The sequence below is a fragment of the Cloacibacterium sp. genome (genome assembly GCF_047601505.1).
Classification (GTDB): domain Bacteria; phylum Bacteroidota; class Bacteroidia; order Flavobacteriales; family Weeksellaceae; genus Cloacibacterium.
The window spans coordinates 626,041-641,619 of the sequence record NZ_JASGJD010000001.1 but is presented as its reverse complement, the minus strand read 5'-3'; the positions used below and the strand labels follow the sequence as shown (position 1 = coordinate 641,619).

The following is a 15,579-nucleotide window of genomic DNA, read 5'->3' as shown; positions in this document are numbered from 1 at the left end:
TATGGCAAAATATACAGAAGACGACTTACGCGAAGACCTCAAAACGAAAGAATACGAGGCCGGATTTTATACTGATATAGAGTATGAAGATTTTCCTATTGGTTTAAACGAAGAAATCGTAAAAATGATTTCTGCTAAAAAAGAAGAACCAAGTTGGATGACAGATTGGCGTTTAGAATCTTTCCGTATTTGGCAAAAAATGGAAGAGCCTAATTGGGCAAATATTAAATATGAAAAGCCTGATTTCCAAGCCATAAGATATTATGCTGCGCCAAAGAAAAAACCAGAACTTACAAGCCTAGACGAAGTAGACCCAGAATTATTGAAAACTTTTGCAAAATTAGGAATCAATATAGAAGAGCAAAAACGTTTGGCTGGTGTTGCGGTGGATATTGTAATGGATTCGGTTTCAGTAAAAACCACTTTCCAAGAAACGTTGAAAGAAAAAGGAATTATTTTCTGCTCGATTTCTGAAGCGATTAAAAATCATCCGGATTTAGTTCAAAAATATATAGGAAAAGTTGTTCCTAGAGGCGATAATTTCTATGCTGCATTAAATTCTGCGGTGTTTTCAGACGGAAGTTTTTGCTACATTCCGAAAGGTATAAAATGTCCGATGGAACTTTCTACTTATTTCAGAATTAATCAAGCTGGAACAGGACAATTCGAGAGAACTCTCGTAATTGCGGACGAAGGAAGTTACGTTTCTTATCTAGAAGGTTGTACCGCTCCTGCAAGAGACGAAAACCAATTGCATGCGGCTGTTGTAGAATTAATTGCGCTAGACGATGCGGAAATTAAATATTCTACCGTACAAAACTGGTTTCCAGGTGACGAAAACGGAAAAGGTGGAGTTTTCAACTTTGTAACGAAAAGAGGTCTTTGTGAGAAAAATGCAAAAATTTCTTGGACTCAAGTAGAAACCGGTTCTGCCGTAACTTGGAAATATCCTTCTTGTATTTTGAAAGGTGATAACGCTGTAGGAGAATTTTACTCTATCGCGGTTACCAATAATTTTCAATATGCAGATACAGGAACCAAGATGATTCACATTGGTAAAAACACCAAATCAACTATTATTTCTAAAGGAATTTCTGCGGGAAAATCTAATAATTCTTACAGAGGTTTGGTAAAAGTGATGCCAAGTGCAAAAGGAGCAAGAAACTTTTCACAATGTGATTCTCTTTTGATGGGAAATGAATGTGGAGCACACACTTTCCCTTATATCGAAATAAAAGACCCTTCGGCACAATTGGAACACGAAGCTACGACTTCTAAAATTGGAGAAGACCAAATTTTCTATTGTAACCAAAGAGGAATTGACACCGAAAGAGCTATTGCGCTGATTGTAAATGGATTCAGCAAAGAAGTTCTCAATAAACTCCCAATGGAATTTGCTATTGAAGCTCAGAAATTATTAGAAATTTCTTTGGAGGGAAGCGTAGGATAATCAACCAATTAAAAATAAAACTATGAATTTAACCAAAACTCAAAAAACATTTGTTGGAATTTTACATTTCGCACCAATTATAGGAATTTTTCTATATATGGTTGCTTTTTTTGGATTCTTTCTTACGACAATTCCAGAAATGGAAAAGCATAACGGAGAACCACCAGTAGAATTCTTTGCAGGATTTGCTTCCATATTTATTATTTTGGCAATTACCATTTTAGCAGGATTTGCTACTTTGATTTTTGACATCATTCACTTGGTAAAATCCAATAAAAATGATACCAATAATAAAATTTTAATGTGGGTTTTAATTCTTCTTTTTGCACAAGGAATTGGAGGAATTATTTACTTTTTTTTAGAAATATTACCAGATAAAAAGAATAATACAATACAAGATAATGCTATCAATCAATAATTTACACGCCAAAATAGAAGATGGCGTAGAAATTCTGAAAGGAATAAATTTAGAAATAAAACCAGGTGAAGTTCACGCCATTATGGGACCAAATGGTGCAGGAAAATCTACACTTTCTTCTGTAATTGCAGGAAAAGAAGATTACGAAGTAACAGATGGTGAAATACTTTTTGAAGGAGAAAGTATTCTAGAAGATGCTCCAGAAGAAAGAGCGCACAAAGGTATTTTCCTTTCTTTCCAATATCCAGTGGAAATTCCGGGAGTTACGGTGACCAATTTTATTAAAGCTGCGCTTAACGAAACCAGAAAAGCAAATGGTTTAGAAGATATGCCAGCTAAAGAAATGTTGGCAGAAATTCGTGAAAAGTCTGAACTTTTGGGCATTAAAAAAGATTTTCTTGCTCGTTCTTTGAATGAAGGTTTTTCTGGTGGAGAAAAGAAACGTAACGAAATCTTCCAAATGATGATGCTAAATCCGAAATTGGCAATTCTAGATGAAACAGATTCTGGACTTGATATTGATGCCCTTAGAATTGTAGCAGATGGTGTTAATCATTTTAAAAATGAAGGAAATGCAGTGCTTCTAATTACCCACTATCAAAGACTTTTAAATTATATTCAACCAGATTTTGTACACGTATTAGCAGACGGAAAAATCATCAAAACTGGCGATAAATCTTTGGCTCTTGAGCTAGAAGAAAAAGGATACGATTGGCTCGTTAAATAATGAAAAGTTGAAAATTGAAAATTAAAAATGAGTTTATTCGAACAAATTGAACTTAAAAAAACTTCACTTTCTGGTGAGAAATTAATTGCTCTAGAAAAATTCTTGAGCGCAGGTTTTCCTACCAAAAAAGACGAAGAATACAAATATACTAACCTGAAGGAAATTACAGAAAAAGACTATAATTTTTCTCCTTCAGAGCATCATTCTATCACAAAAAAACAATTAGAAGAACTTCACCTTGGCGAAGAACATTTTGATTTTATTGTTTTTATAAATGGGAAATTGCACAAAGAATTATCCAATATTTCTGTAGAAAATGCAGAATTTTTGACTTTAAATTTCGCACTTTCTCATCCTTCTTATTCGGACGTGATTAAAAATCATTTCAACACGATTGCGAATAAAGAATTGGCTTTTTGTAATTTGAATGAAGCACTTCACGAAAACGGATTTTTCCTTCATGTTCCCAAAAATGTGGTGATAGAAAAACCAATTCATGTATTTTATATTTCTCAAAATCAAGATGAAAACACTTTCTATAATACCAGAAATTTATTGGTAGTAGAAGAAAGCGCAAGTGTAGAAGTGATAGAATCTCATCATAATTTTGACGATAATTTTGTGTTTACTAATTCTGTTACAGAAATTTTTGCAGGTAAAAACGCAAAAGCAGATTGGCACAAATTGCAAAATGATAGTGAAACTTCTTACTTGGTAGACCATACTTTTGCTAAACAAGAAAGAGATTCTTTGGCAACGGTTAACACTTTCAGTTTTGGAGGAAAATTGGTGAGAAATAATTTAGATTTTATTCATAACGGAGAAAATATCAACTCTTTTATGAACGGAATTACCATTATTGGAGGCGAACAGTTGGTAGATCATCACACTGCAGTTCATCACAAGCAACCGAATTGTGAATCGTATCAAAATTACAAAGGCGTTTATAAAGACAAAGCTCACGGTGTTTTCAACGGGAAAGTTTTTGTAGATAAAATTGCTCAAAAAACCAATGCATATCAACAAAACAACAATATTTTACTAGACGAAGGAGCAACAATTGACACCAAACCTCAATTAGAAATTTTTGCAGATGATGTAAAATGTTCGCACGGTTGCACCGTTGGTCAGTTAAATGAAGATGCACTTTTCTATCTGAGAGCAAGAGGAATTTCTAAAAAAGAAGCGCAAGCGTTGTTATTGTATGCTTTCGCTAATGATGCAATGCAAAATATTGATATTGAACCATTAAAGGTTAAAATTTCTAAACTTTTGGCAGAGAAATTAGAGGTAAATATTGAATTTGAAGATTTAGATTAGAATTTATTTTTCATAATTTTCTCAAATAACTAAAAACTAAAACTAACCAAAAATGATTAAAAACATACCAATAGAGAAAGTGCTTTTTCTGGATATAGAAACCGTTCCGCAAGTTGGAAATTTTGCAGAACTTTCTGAAACAGAGCAAAAACTTTGGGACAAAAAAACGGTAAAACAAAGAAACGAAGACGTTTCCGCCGAAGATTTCTACGGAGAAAGAGCTGGTATAATGGCAGAATTTGGTAAAATTATCTGCATTTCTATTGGGATTTATGATAAAAACGAAAAACTTCTCATCAGAAGTTTTGCTGGAGATAATGAAGAGGAATTATTAAAAGAATTTGGAGAAATTTTTAATCGCCCGAAATTGCAAAACGTAATTTTGTGCGCTCACAACGGAAAAGAATTTGATTTTCCTTGGATTGCCAGAAGATTTCTCATCAACGGGATGCAACCGCCAGTTCCGTTCCAAATGTTTGGGAAAAAACCTTGGGAAATTCCACATATCGACACAATGGAATTGTGGAAATTTGGCGATTGGAAAAGCTTTATTTCTTTAGAATTAATGGCGCATCTTTTTGGTGTTCCTACTCCAAAAGATGATATAGATGGTTCTATGGTCTCGTCTATTTATTATATAGAAAAAGACTTGCCTAGAATTGTAAAATATTGCGAAAAAGATGTGCTAACTTTGGCAAATGTCTTTCGCAGATTGAGACAAGAAGATTTATTAAAAAGACGAGAAGACTGATTTTCAAAATTTAAATTTTGAATTTTTACTTTTAAATTAATTATGAAATATACAGACGAACAAATAGCAACAATAGGAGAAAACATTATAAAAGCTTTGAAAACGGTTTTCGACCCCGAAATTCCGGTAGATATTTATGAATTAGGTTTGGTGTATGATGTGCAAATTTCTGAGGATGGTGACGTAAAAGTTGTAATGACTTTAACAACGCCCAATTGTCCTGTTGCAGAATCTCTTCCACAAGAAGTAAAAGAAAAAGTAGCGGCTGTAGAAAACGTAAAATCTGTAGATTTAGAACTCACTTTCGAGCCTAGTTGGAACAAAGATATGATGAGTGAAGAAGCAAAATTTGAATTAGGAATTTTATTCTAACACAATATGTTAAAAAACAAGATTAAAGAAGTCTGGACATTAGTAATTATAATTACTTTATCCAGACTTCCTTTTATATTTAATAGCATTGGCTGTGACTATGATATTTGGAGAGAAGCTTTTTCAGGTAAAATGATTAGAGAACAGCATATTTATAATGTTTCTAGATTTCCAGGCTATCCTTTTTCAGAGTTTTTATTTTCATTAATCTATAAATTTCCTTATTGGCTTATTAATTCTTTTTCTGTACTATTTACTATTGGAAGTGCAATTTTTTTCTATGAAATACTTCTGTTAAAAAAGAATAAGCAATCATTTCTAATTTCTTTGGCTTTTTCTTTCGTGCCACTTATTTTTATTAATAGTACAATTGCAATGGACTATAATTGGTCTTTATTCTTTATACTAGCATGCACTTATTATTTGATGAAAGAAAAAATAATAACAGCCTCAATTTTTTTTGGATTAATTATAAGCACAAGATTCAATAACATTATCTTTTTCCTTCCATTTTTATATTTCATTTACACTGAATTTCAAGAAAAAAGAATAATTTACACTACTAGATTTTTTTTAAGCGCTACTTTTTTTTCTTTACTATTTTTTTCTCCTGTAATTATTAGATATGATGGCAAATTTTTATATCATTATGGTGCAGATGAAATTTCACTAAAACAAATAATAAGTTTTTCTACATTATACATTTTTGGTTTTATTGGCTGTTTGTCTTTATTTCTTTTTTCGATAAAACAATTTTGGATAGATAGAAAAATAATTACAATTAATTACTTTAGAATTGATAAAGATAATTTTATGTTTTTTTCAGCAATCATGGTCTTTATCAATCTATTGTTTTTTATTAAATTTCCATTAGAAGCAGGATACCTTACACCTTCCGTGCCTTTCCTTTTTATAATCTTCTCTAACTTTCTATCAAAACAATCTATGAAATTATATTTAATTTCTATGTTTATTTCACCTTTTTTTCTTCTTTTAACAGCACAAAAGTTTGATATTTTAGGAATAGTTTTTAGTAATGAAAAAATGGAAAATCAGCAACTAAAAAACTCAGCCATTCTTTTAGATAAAATTGAAAAACTCCCTAAAAATTCTGTAGTTCTAGTTTCTAGTAGTTATGACCATTTACTTTTTTTAAAAGGCGGAAACGGCTTTGCCCAAAAAAAATTGCTTAAGGAAATCACTTTGTCTGAACTTAAAACTCTAAAAAAGAAAAAAACTCCTTTTTTTTACACAGAAGAAGCAAAAGAATTAAGCAATAAACAAGTAAGTGTTTCATTAGAAAAATTTGGAAAATCAATTCATCCAATATTTATAAATGAACGCTAAATTTCTGTCGCTATTTCTTTTCCTTCTCTTCGGCTCCATTCGCTCCAAGAGCCAACATATAAATTCGGCACTTCGAGGACTTCGTCCGCAGACTTTCTGTCTGTGCTCAATGTGACGAAACCTGCGTAATCTAAAGCCAAAATGGTATGACAAGCCGTAACTCCAGAACCACAATGAATAATGAGTTTTTTTGTCATGTTGAGCGGAGTCGAAACATCTGCTAATATTTTTTGATATTTTTCTTTTAAAATTTCAGGAGACAGAAACTCGCCATTTTCATCTAAATTTTCAGAAAAAGGAATATTAATAGCACCAGGAATATGACCAGCAACCAAATCTATTGGTTCACTTTCTCCACGATAACGATAAGCGTCTCTTACATCAATTACAGTTGCAGAATTCTCCGCAATTTCTTTCTCCACCTCTTCTAAAGTTGACGTTTTTAAAAGCCAATTTTCAGGCGCATTTATCTCCGTCTTTATTGAATATTCTTCTCCAGAATTGGTAGCAATTCCAAATTTTTCTGCCTTTTGAAAACCGCCACTCAAAACCTGAACTTTTTCTAAACCAAACGCTCTCAACATCCACCAACAACGTGCTGCGGCATTTCCTCCGTTGGCTAAATCATAAATTACAACGTGAGAATCTTCTGAAATTCCTAAATTTTGTAAAACCTCAGCAAATTTTGAAACTTTTGGCAAAGGATGTCTTCCACCGAAAGCAGCATTTTCTCCAATGTCTGCTAAATCTTCATCAAGATTTATAAATAAAGCTCCTTTTATATGGTTTTGTAAGTAATTTTCTCTTGCATTTTTCCCAACTCTAGCATCAAGAATTATTAAATTTTCTTGATTGAATATTTCTGAAAGTTCGGTTGCGGTGATAATTGGTTTCATTGTGTGTGATTTTTAAAACGCAAAGGTTTTTATTTATTTCTGTAAATTTTAAGTCGTTTCACTCAGCAAAAGCACTTAAATGCTTCGCAAATCGAAATGTTTATCTGTGTAAATTAAAACTTAAAAATATCTTTTGCTCTGTTCCATGCAACTTCAAAGTTAAGAAGATTTAAGCGATGTTCTATCTTTTCTGTCTGCAAAAAATTAATAACTTTTTCGGTAGGCATATTCCCCACCAATTCATCTTTAGCCATTGGACAACCGCCCAAACCTTTAATTGCAGAATCAAATCTTCTACAACCTTTGTCATAAGCAGCTTTCAGTTTTTTGTAACTATCCTCATATCTGTTATGAAAATGTGCACCAAAATTAATTTGAGGAAATTTTTCTGGAATTTTCTCAAAAAGCAAATGTATTTTTTCTACATCGGCAACTCCAGTTGTGTCAGAAAGTAATATATTTTTAATCCCAATTTCCGAAAATCTTTTTGCCCAAAATTCTACATCTTGCCATTTCCACATTTCTCCATAAGGATTGCCAAAAGCCATCGAAAAATAGAGGTTTAGTTCACGATTTTCTGCTTTAGAAATTTTTAAAATTCTCACCACTTCTTCAAAAGCTTCTTCCTGATTTTTATTGGTATTTCTATACTGAAACGTCTCCGAAATAGAAAAAGGAAACCCTAAAACATCTATTTTATCTTGTTTCAACGCTTGCTCTGCACCAGAAAGATTGGCTACAATTACAGAAATTTTAGTATTGTTCTTTTTATTGATTTCTGAGATTACTTCTTTTGTATCAGCCATTTGCGGAATAGCTTTTGGTGAAACAAAACTTCCACAGTCTAGCATATCAAAACCTACCTCCATCAAAGCATTAATGTAATCTATCTTCTGCGAAGTGGGGATAAATTCTCCCCATCCTTGCATTGCATCTCTTGGGCATTCGGTTAAAAACATTTCTATTTTTTAAATTTTATTTCTTGGCTAAAAATACGATTTTTTGGGGATTAAGAAATTCATTTATTAAAAAACATCCTTCTCTTTGCACTTAACATCCAACAAAAAATGTTACTTTTATCAAAATTTTCAAGGAAATGGTTTTAAGCAGAATTTGGAGTGCGTTTATTATCGTGGCGATTGTAGTAGCAAGTATTAAATATATCTTTAGTGACAATTACAAAGCTATTTATAACGATTTGGTGGTTGGGAAAAGCGGTGATACAGTTCAAATTACAAAGGTTCCTGCAAAAACATTATCCGCGGAAATCCAAAAATCTTTGGCTGAAAAACCAGAAACTGAAATTTCTAGAATCAATTATAAAAAAGATTCTACCAATGCTGTAACTGTTTACAGAGTTCAAAATGCAGATGGCGTAATCTCTACCAGTAAAACAGCGGTTGAAATTTCTTTAGGTTTAATTGGAATTATGACGCTTTTTATGGGTTTTATGAGCATCGCAGAAAAAGCTGGAGGCATCAATTTCCTTTCGAGAATTATTCAACCTTTTTTCTCTAAATTATTCCCAGAAATACCAAAAAACCATCCTTCTTTTGGACACATGACGCTCAATTTTGCCGCAAATTTACTCGGATTAGACAACGCTGCAACTCCATTTGGTTTAAAAGCTATGGAAAGTCTTCAATCATTAAATCCCGATAAAGACAGAGCAAGTAATGCACAAATTATGTTTCTGTGTCTTCATGCAAGTGGTCTTACGCTAATTCCGGTTTCTATTATTGCGATTAGAGCTTCTATGAATTCGGCAACGCCAACTGATATTTTCTTACCTACCATGATTGCTACTTTTTGCGCAACAATGGCTGCTATGATTATTGTTTCCATCAAACAAAAAATAAATCTTTTTCAACCTACACTTTTGGCTTTTATTGGCGGAATTTCTGTTTTTATTGCACTTTTAGTTTGGTATTTGGTAAAGCTCAACAAAGAAGAACTAGACAATGCCAGTAAGTTGATAAGCAACGGAATGATTCTCTTAATTTTCTTCGGAATTATTTTAGGAGCTGTTTACAAAAAAATAAATGTTTTTGACGCATTTATTGATGGTGCAAAAGAAGGTTTCAACGTTTGTGTAAAGATTATTCCATATTTAGTAGGAATGTTGATTGCAATTTCTCTGTTGAGAACTTCAGGAGTTTTTGATGTAATTATTGATGGAATGAAATGGTTTGCGCAAGTTGCCAATTTAGACACCAGATTTGTTGATGGTTTACCTACAGCACTCATCAAACCACTTTCTGGCTCAGGTGCAAGAGGTATGATGGTAGATACCATGAATGTTTTTGGGGCAGATTCTTTTCCTGCAAGACTTTCTGGCATTTTACAAGGAAGTTCAGACACTACATTCTACGTAATTGCAGTATATTTCGGAGCTGTTGGCATCAAAAATACTCGTTATACTGTTGGCGCAATGCTTTTGGCAGATTTGGTAGGAATTACCGTTTCTATTCTAATGGCTTACTTATTTTTCGGCTAAAGAATCCTAAAAAACTGATTTCGTTCGATTTACGAATTAATAATAAAATTTTATTCTAAATTGAATTTTTGAGGAGTAAGTTTATTTATTTCTTCTATAGAAATTAAATTATTTTTTGACAAATTCTTAATTGATAATTTTTTACCTTTGATTGTTCAAAAAATAAAAAGTATGCAACATTTTTCTGAAAACATCTCGCTATTTCTGGGTACGGAATGGCTAAACCATCCTGTAGTAGAGCAAACTGAGTATTTGGTAGATGGCGAATTTAAGCAGTGGAACGGAGATTTCAAAAAAGTATATTCTGCTATTAAAGTTAATAATAAAGGAAATTTAGAAGACGTATATTTAGGTAAAATTCCTAATGCGGGACTAGATGAAGCCATGGAATGCCTAGATGCTGCCGAAAAAGCTTATGACAACGGGTTCGGATATTGGCCTACTCTTTCTGTAGAAGAAAGAATAAAACACGTGGAGCATTTTATTAAAGAAATGATTGGTCTTCGCGAAGAAGTAGTAGAACTTCTTATGTGGGAAATTGGTAAAAACAGAGCAGATTCTGAAAAAGAATTCGACAGAACAATTGCTTATATCTACGATACCATTAATGCTTTGAAAGAACTAGACCGAAGAAGTTCTAGATTTACTATAGAAAGCGGAATTATTGGACAAATTCGTCGTTCGCCACTTGGGATTACTCTTTGTATTGGCCCGTTTAATTATCCTCTCAACGAAACTTATACACTGCTTATTCCTGCGCTTATTATGGGGAATGTAGTGCTTTTTAAACCACCAAAATATGGTTGTCTTCTTCATTATGCACTAAGCAAAGCTTTACAAAAAAGTTTCCCAAAAGGGGTAGTAAATTACATCTACGGAAAAGGCGCCGAAGTAATAGAACCAATGATGAACACTGGTAAAATTAACGTTCTTACCCTTATTGCTTCTAGTAGAGTGGCAGACCAACTGAAAAAAGCGCATCCAAAAGTAAACAGATTACGTTCTATACTTGGGCTTGATGCTAAAAACCCTGGTATTATCTTAAAAGATGCAGATTTAGACCTTACGGTAGAAGAATGTGTTGCCGGTTCTCTTTCTTTCAACGGACAAAGATGTACTGCGCTTAAAATTCTTTTTGTACACGAAGATATTGCCGAAGAATTTATTAAGAAATTTAGTGATAAAGTAGATGCTCTGCAAGTAGGAATGCCATGGAACAATCCTGCCATTACTCCACTTCCGGAAGATGGAAAAGTAGAATTCTTAAATGGTCTAATAAAAGATGCGGAAAACTACGGAGCAAAAATTGTAAATAAATCTGGAGGAAATGCCGTAGGAAATCTTTTTGCACCTACAGTTCTTTATCCTGTAAACGAAAATATGAAAATCTATCATATCGAACAGTTTGGGCCTGTGGTACCTATCGTTCCGTTCAAAGATTTACACGAACCTGTAGATTATATGATACAAAGTGATTTCGGGCAACAAGTAAGTATCTTTAGCAAAAACCATGAAGAAATTGCTAAAATGATTGATGGCTTTGTAAACTTGGTATCTAGAGTAAATGTGAATACACAATCTCAAAGAGGACCAGATGTTTTCCCTTTCACAGGAAGAAAAGATTCTGCCGAAGGAACACTTTCTGTACCAGATGCATTGCGTTCTTTCTCTATCAGAACAATGGTAGCCACCAAAGAAAGCGAACTGAATAAAGATATTTTTAACAATATTGTTTCTGAACAAGAGTCTAGCTTCCTTAGTACGAAGTTCTTATTTTAAGTCTTTGCCTTCGCGCAGACTGACATTGTTAATTCAATTAGAAACTGAAATCAGAGTAAAAGTAATTTTATTCTGATTTTTTATTAAAAGTGTGGAGATGTCTAAATCTCCACACTTTTTTTATTTACGCTCTTGCTCGCTATTGTCTTTAATCGTAAGTGTACTGTTTTTAGCTGCCTTTACAATTTCATTGATGTCGGCAAAGATAAGTTTCCAGTTATCTACGTTTTTCATAGCTGTTAATAATGCAAGATAATTCTTAATTGCACTTTCTAAATTTTTTCTAATAGTGCTGGCAGATGGCAACTGCCTAAGTTCTGCATTGGCTTCTGCCTGTTCAGAATAGATGGCTTCAAAGTCTGCTTGGGCTGTTTTTAATTGATTAAAAATGGTTATTAAATTTAATGCAGTTATTTTGCTTAATATTTCGGGCTTATCTAGCTCCTCAATTAGTTTTCTCATTTGAGCTGTTTCGGAAGAGTAGCTCAGCTTATCTAGTTCTAGACCGTATGTTTTAAAAATAGAAAGCACATCCATAGCAATTTGGTAATTATCTAAAGAGGGGAGACCTTCATAACCTTTCAAGAATTTTTTCATCCCAGAGAAAAGGTGGTCTCTTGTTCGGTCTGCCTCTGCTACAGTTTGTCCTTTGCCACTAAAAGCCAATTTAGCATATACCTTATCATAAAGTGTATATTCTTCTTCTAAAGCAATAAGGAGTTCATGATTTTCTACTACCGTGTAATTACCATTTTTAGAAGAGCTAATGATACGTTGAGCTAGTGTAGCGAGATCTTTGGTACTTAGTTTTTGTAATGTAATTTTCATGGGGTTAATGTTTTTTAAGTTATTAGGGTAAAGATAATTAATTTTTGTTTTTGTTTTTTGCTTATCAAAATAAAATTAAACTTCATCTAAATTTACTCAAGGCTTAATTGCTTTCGCTAAACCAAAACTACTTTTATATTTTCTTTAATCTATTAGAATTGTACCTCATCTAAACTTACTGAAGGCTTAATTGCTTTCGCTAAACCAAAACTACTTTTATATTTTCTTTAATCTATTAGAATTATGCCTCATCTAAACTTACTGAAGGTCTAATTGCTTTCGCTAAAGGAAAAGTAATCTTATGCATGTTATAAATTTGAAAAAAAGTGAGTTTTGGGTAGTTGTCTAGTATAAGTACATCTTTTATTTTTTGTCTAGCATTTCTTTTAGCAATGCAATCTGTTCGTCTTTTGCCTTAATAATTTTTTCATAAGATTTCTTTATTAAAACTACATTTTGAAGAGAAAGCGCTTTTTCATTAAAAAAGGATTGGGTATTGTTATTATTAGGCTCTACAATTTTTTCTACAGATACTTCTAATGCTTTAGCAATTCTTTCCCACTCTGCTATAGTAATAGGAGATATACCTCTTTCTTTTCTAGAATAAGTAGTTTGCTCCATACCAATAAGATTTGCAATTTGTTTTTGGGTAATTTTTTTAGTCTTTCTAATAGATATTAATTTATAATACATGGATATTTGTTTTTCTATGTAAATTTATAAAAAACCGTCTATTTGAACTAGAGATAAAAAAAATATGCACAAATTTCCTACCCCCCCCCTATTAAATTAAAAAATAAAACATTGTAGCACAACAACATAAATAATATTTTTATGCACATAAATTTTTCCTATGCAAGATTTATAAAAACATTGCTTACTTAAATTATTATTATCTTCTTTGTCTCAACAAAAACTAATGCGCAAAAAGTTTTTAGTGAAACTAAAATATTTACTAATTTTAAAAATCATTAAAAAATGAAAAATTTAAAAAATTTGAATTTAGTTGAGTTAAATGCTCAAGAATTAAAAAAGACAGAAGGAGGACTTATTCTATGGACTAAAACAATTGTTGGCTATCTTTTATCAGAATTTGATAGTATATTAGAAGGCAATGCAGCTTGGAAAAAAGAACACGGAATTAAATAACTTGAAAAAACAAAATTAAAATGAAACTTAGAAATCTTAATAAGAAAGAACAAAAATCAATTAATGGGGGAACAAAAATTGGATTTTGGATTGGGTACTACGTAACTGAATTTTTAAATACTATTGGCGGAAATAAAAGTGAAGATAGCTTTTATGGAAGACACTAACATAATTTGACAATAAAGTTAATGACTTCTATAAATTTATAGAAGTCATTTTAAATAAAAAAAATGAGTAAAAAAATCATCTTTTCAATATTTTTATTTTCAATTGCTTCTATAATTTTAAATCATATCATAGGCGGTATTTTTGAATATTTTGGATTAATAAATAAATTGAATGGACCAAAATTTATTAATGAAACACAGAAAATTTTATTAGTTCTTGTTATAGCTCCACTAGTAGAAACTGCTTTATATCAAGCATTGATATATTACTTAATGAAATTATTTGATCCATTTTTGGGCAACTTCTATAATTTTGCGTACATAGTAGTTTCCTCTTTTTCTTTTTCTCTTTTTCATTCATACTCAATTTACTATCAAATAGGAATGATTTTACCTGGGGCTTTATTAGCATATGGGTTTTTATATTTTAAGAAAATATCAAAATATCCTATTTTATTGCTTTCAGTTGTACATTTTCTGCATAATTTGTACATTTTGATAACAGAATAAATAAAATGAATAATATTAAAATTACTCTTAAATCTAATGACTTCCTCAAAATTTAAATATGTATTCTTAGTATTCGGTTGTATTTATTTAATAGATGGTTTATTAACTCTATTTTATACATCCAATAAGCATTATGTTTTTTTCGGATTTCCCATATCAAGAAACCAAGAGTTTTTTAGACAGTTTGCAATTGCATTTATTTTACTCTTTTCTTACTGGAGACAAACTAAAAAATGAAAAAAACCATATATATTACCATTTTAGCATTGGTAATAGCAATTCTTGTAACCTTACCTATCGTTTTTATCCCTATCTCCTCCTCCTCAAGAGGTGTTATCCGTTCTGTGCAAGAAAACACACAGCTTACAGCAGTAGTAAGCGGTAGAGTTATAGAAACAAAACTAGAAAAGAATAACCAAAATATAAAAAAGGGAGATACACTCCTAATAGTAACCGCAGAGCAACTAGATACCCAGAAAAATCTACAAGCAAATCAAAGTGCAGATTACCAAACACAGCTTTCAGATTTGCAAAAAATATCTAGTGGTAATTTTACAGGCTTGCAAACAGGGCAATACATAAGAGAAGTATCTGCTATGCAAGAAAAGATAGCACAAGTACAATCTCAGTTAGCTCTTGCCAAAAAAGATTATGATAGAGCATTATTACTCTATAACCAAGGTGTAATACCTAGAGCAGATTATGATAAAGTCTTTTACAACTATCAAAACCTAAAAACACAAATATCAAGTATAAAAGAGCAACAATTGGCACAATGGCAAGCTCAAAAACGGGATACAGAAAGACAAATCCGTTCTCTAGGTTCAGAAATTACGCGCATTAGTCAAGAGCAGAAAAACTATATTATTACCGCTCCTATTTCTGGAAGATTGGTAAATTATTCTGGGGTACAAAAAGGTAATTTTATTGTACAAGGTCAACAAATTGGGGAAATTTCTCCAGAAGAAAACCAAGTGACAGAATGTATGGTATCTCCTAAAGACATTGGCTTTATTAAGAAAAACCAAAAAGTAAAGTTTCAGATAGATGCTTATAATTATAACCAATGGGGACTGCTAGAAGGAAAAGTAATGGATATTGATCAAAATATTACGGTAAATCAACAGACAGGGGAAGCTTACTTTAAAGTGCGTTGTGTAATGGATAAAAATTATCTACAACTAAAAAATGGTTACAAAGGGCAAATAGGAAAAGGAATGACATTAACTGCAAGATTTTATTTATTGGATAGAACGCTTTGGCAGTTGGTGTTTGATAGAGTTGATGATTGGTTTAACCCTAATTTAAAGTAAATTCAAAACACAGAGATACAGAGATTACACAGCGGAAACAGTGTTGTAAATCTGT

17 protein-coding genes are annotated in these 15,579 nt (G+C 31.9%); 13 read left to right on the top strand and 4 right to left on the bottom strand.

The features are described 5' to 3' along the window. The first annotated feature begins 1 nt into the window (after position 1). The 7 genes from sufB (at position 2) to QM746_RS02935 (ending at position 6,385) form a co-directional block, all read left to right on the top strand. Positions 2-1,450, top strand: coding sequence for a Fe-S cluster assembly protein SufB (gene sufB, locus QM746_RS02965; RefSeq protein ID WP_414982852.1), 1,449 nt, complete (start codon positions 2-4; stop codon positions 1,448-1,450). Positions 1,451-1,472: 22 nt separating this feature from the next. Next, on the top strand, positions 1,473-1,868 hold the full coding sequence (locus QM746_RS02960) for a PLDc N-terminal domain-containing protein (RefSeq protein WP_414982851.1): 396 nt from the start codon (positions 1,473-1,475) through the stop codon (positions 1,866-1,868). Further along, positions 1,852-2,595: a Fe-S cluster assembly ATPase SufC gene (sufC, locus tag QM746_RS02955; RefSeq protein WP_414982850.1), complete on the top strand. Its 744-nt coding sequence runs from the start codon at positions 1,852-1,854 to the stop codon at positions 2,593-2,595. The genes QM746_RS02960 and sufC overlap by 17 nt, the downstream gene beginning before the upstream one ends. Before the next feature lie 27 nt (positions 2,596-2,622). Beyond that, positions 2,623-3,915 carry a Fe-S cluster assembly protein SufD gene (sufD, locus tag QM746_RS02950; protein WP_414982849.1) on the top strand — a complete coding sequence of 431 codons (1,293 nt, stop codon included), beginning with the start codon at positions 2,623-2,625 and terminating at the stop codon, positions 3,913-3,915. A gap of 52 nt (positions 3,916-3,967) precedes the next feature. Continuing rightward, positions 3,968-4,666: a 3'-5' exonuclease gene (locus QM746_RS02945; RefSeq protein ID WP_414982848.1), complete on the top strand. Its 699-nt coding sequence runs from the start codon at positions 3,968-3,970 to the stop codon at positions 4,664-4,666. A 42-nt stretch (positions 4,667-4,708) separates the two neighbouring features. Beyond that, complete coding sequence (locus tag QM746_RS02940) at positions 4,709-5,038, top strand: SUF system Fe-S cluster assembly protein (RefSeq protein WP_374363585.1); 330 nt, start codon at positions 4,709-4,711, stop codon at positions 5,036-5,038. 426 nt (positions 5,039-5,464) lie between these two features. Then, on the top strand, positions 5,465-6,385 hold the full coding sequence (locus tag QM746_RS02935; RefSeq protein WP_414982847.1) for a hypothetical protein: 921 nt from the start codon (positions 5,465-5,467) through the stop codon (positions 6,383-6,385). Here QM746_RS02935 and QM746_RS02930 read toward each other — a convergent pair. Both QM746_RS02930 and QM746_RS02925 read right to left on the bottom strand, forming a co-directional pair. Further along, positions 6,382-7,281 (bottom strand): sulfurtransferase, encoded by a 900-nt coding sequence (locus QM746_RS02930; RefSeq protein WP_414982846.1) that lies wholly within the window; start codon positions 7,279-7,281, stop codon positions 6,382-6,384. The two genes, QM746_RS02935 and QM746_RS02930, sit on opposite strands and share 4 nt — an antisense overlap. A gap of 113 nt (positions 7,282-7,394) precedes the next feature. Next, positions 7,395-8,240 carry a hydroxymethylglutaryl-CoA lyase gene (locus tag QM746_RS02925; protein WP_414982845.1) on the bottom strand — a complete coding sequence of 282 codons (846 nt, stop codon included), beginning with the start codon at positions 8,238-8,240 and terminating at the stop codon, positions 7,395-7,397. Between the two features lie 137 nt (positions 8,241-8,377). Here QM746_RS02925 and QM746_RS02920 point away from each other — a divergent pair, with 137 nt between their 5' ends. After that, positions 8,378-9,778 carry a nucleoside recognition domain-containing protein gene (locus tag QM746_RS02920; protein ID WP_414982844.1) on the top strand — a complete coding sequence of 467 codons (1,401 nt, stop codon included), beginning with the start codon at positions 8,378-8,380 and terminating at the stop codon, positions 9,776-9,778. 171 nt (positions 9,779-9,949) lie between these two features. After that, positions 9,950-11,557, top strand: a complete 1,608-nt coding sequence (locus tag QM746_RS02915; protein ID WP_414982843.1) for an NADP-dependent glyceraldehyde-3-phosphate dehydrogenase — start codon at positions 9,950-9,952, stop codon at positions 11,555-11,557. A gap of 120 nt (positions 11,558-11,677) precedes the next feature. On the opposite strand, the gene QM746_RS02910 is transcribed toward QM746_RS02915, so the two are convergent. Beyond that, entirely contained in the window at positions 11,678-12,385 is a 708-nt protein-coding gene (locus tag QM746_RS02910) for a DUF6261 family protein (protein ID WP_414982842.1), read from the bottom strand. A 363-nt stretch (positions 12,386-12,748) separates the two neighbouring features. After that, on the bottom strand, positions 12,749-13,078 hold the full coding sequence (locus QM746_RS02905; protein WP_414982841.1) for a helix-turn-helix domain-containing protein: 330 nt from the start codon (positions 13,076-13,078) through the stop codon (positions 12,749-12,751). A gap of 285 nt (positions 13,079-13,363) precedes the next feature. Here QM746_RS02905 and QM746_RS02900 point away from each other — a divergent pair, with 285 nt between their 5' ends. The 4 genes from QM746_RS02900 (at position 13,364) to QM746_RS02885 (ending at position 15,524) form a co-directional block, all read left to right on the top strand. Beyond that, on the top strand, positions 13,364-13,534 hold the full coding sequence (locus tag QM746_RS02900) for a hypothetical protein (protein WP_414982840.1): 171 nt from the start codon (positions 13,364-13,366) through the stop codon (positions 13,532-13,534). 20 nt (positions 13,535-13,554) lie between these two features. After that, positions 13,555-13,701 carry a hypothetical protein gene (locus tag QM746_RS02895; protein ID WP_414982839.1) on the top strand — a complete coding sequence of 49 codons (147 nt, stop codon included), beginning with the start codon at positions 13,555-13,557 and terminating at the stop codon, positions 13,699-13,701. A 63-nt stretch (positions 13,702-13,764) separates the two neighbouring features. Further along, entirely contained in the window at positions 13,765-14,211 is a 447-nt protein-coding gene (locus QM746_RS02890) for a type II CAAX prenyl endopeptidase Rce1 family protein (protein WP_414982838.1), read from the top strand. Positions 14,212-14,444: 233 nt separating this feature from the next. Beyond that, a complete protein-coding gene (locus tag QM746_RS02885; protein WP_414982837.1) occupies positions 14,445-15,524 on the top strand; it encodes an HlyD family secretion protein in 1,080 nt (359 codons plus the stop codon). Positions 15,525-15,579: the final 55 nt, after the last annotated feature.

Excerpts from the sequence above, each read along its gene's own strand:
- sufB (WP_414982852.1), top strand. The coding sequence starts at position 2 with ATGGCAAAATATACAGAAGACGACTTACGCGAAGACCTCAAAACGAAA.
- QM746_RS02960 (WP_414982851.1), top strand. The coding sequence starts at position 1,473 with ATGAATTTAACCAAAACTCAAAAAACATTTGTTGGAATTTTACATTTC.
- sufC (WP_414982850.1), top strand. The coding sequence starts at position 1,852 with ATGCTATCAATCAATAATTTACACGCCAAAATAGAAGATGGCGTAGAA.
- sufD (WP_414982849.1), top strand. The coding sequence starts at position 2,623 with ATGAGTTTATTCGAACAAATTGAACTTAAAAAAACTTCACTTTCTGGT.
- QM746_RS02945 (WP_414982848.1), top strand. The coding sequence starts at position 3,968 with ATGATTAAAAACATACCAATAGAGAAAGTGCTTTTTCTGGATATAGAA.
- QM746_RS02940 (WP_374363585.1), top strand. The coding sequence starts at position 4,709 with ATGAAATATACAGACGAACAAATAGCAACAATAGGAGAAAACATTATA.
- QM746_RS02935 (WP_414982847.1), top strand. The coding sequence starts at position 5,465 with ATGAAAGAAAAAATAATAACAGCCTCAATTTTTTTTGGATTAATTATA.
- QM746_RS02930 (WP_414982846.1), bottom strand. The coding sequence starts at position 7,281 with ATGAAACCAATTATCACCGCAACCGAACTTTCAGAAATATTCAATCAA.
- QM746_RS02925 (WP_414982845.1), bottom strand. The coding sequence starts at position 8,240 with ATGTTTTTAACCGAATGCCCAAGAGATGCAATGCAAGGATGGGGAGAA.
- QM746_RS02920 (WP_414982844.1), top strand. The coding sequence starts at position 8,378 with ATGGTTTTAAGCAGAATTTGGAGTGCGTTTATTATCGTGGCGATTGTA.
- QM746_RS02915 (WP_414982843.1), top strand. The coding sequence starts at position 9,950 with ATGCAACATTTTTCTGAAAACATCTCGCTATTTCTGGGTACGGAATGG.
- QM746_RS02910 (WP_414982842.1), bottom strand. The coding sequence starts at position 12,385 with ATGAAAATTACATTACAAAAACTAAGTACCAAAGATCTCGCTACACTA.
- QM746_RS02905 (WP_414982841.1), bottom strand. The coding sequence starts at position 13,078 with ATGTATTATAAATTAATATCTATTAGAAAGACTAAAAAAATTACCCAA.
- QM746_RS02900 (WP_414982840.1), top strand. The coding sequence starts at position 13,364 with ATGAAAAATTTAAAAAATTTGAATTTAGTTGAGTTAAATGCTCAAGAA.
- QM746_RS02895 (WP_414982839.1), top strand. The coding sequence starts at position 13,555 with ATGAAACTTAGAAATCTTAATAAGAAAGAACAAAAATCAATTAATGGG.
- QM746_RS02890 (WP_414982838.1), top strand. The coding sequence starts at position 13,765 with ATGAGTAAAAAAATCATCTTTTCAATATTTTTATTTTCAATTGCTTCT.
- QM746_RS02885 (WP_414982837.1), top strand. The coding sequence starts at position 14,445 with ATGAAAAAAACCATATATATTACCATTTTAGCATTGGTAATAGCAATT.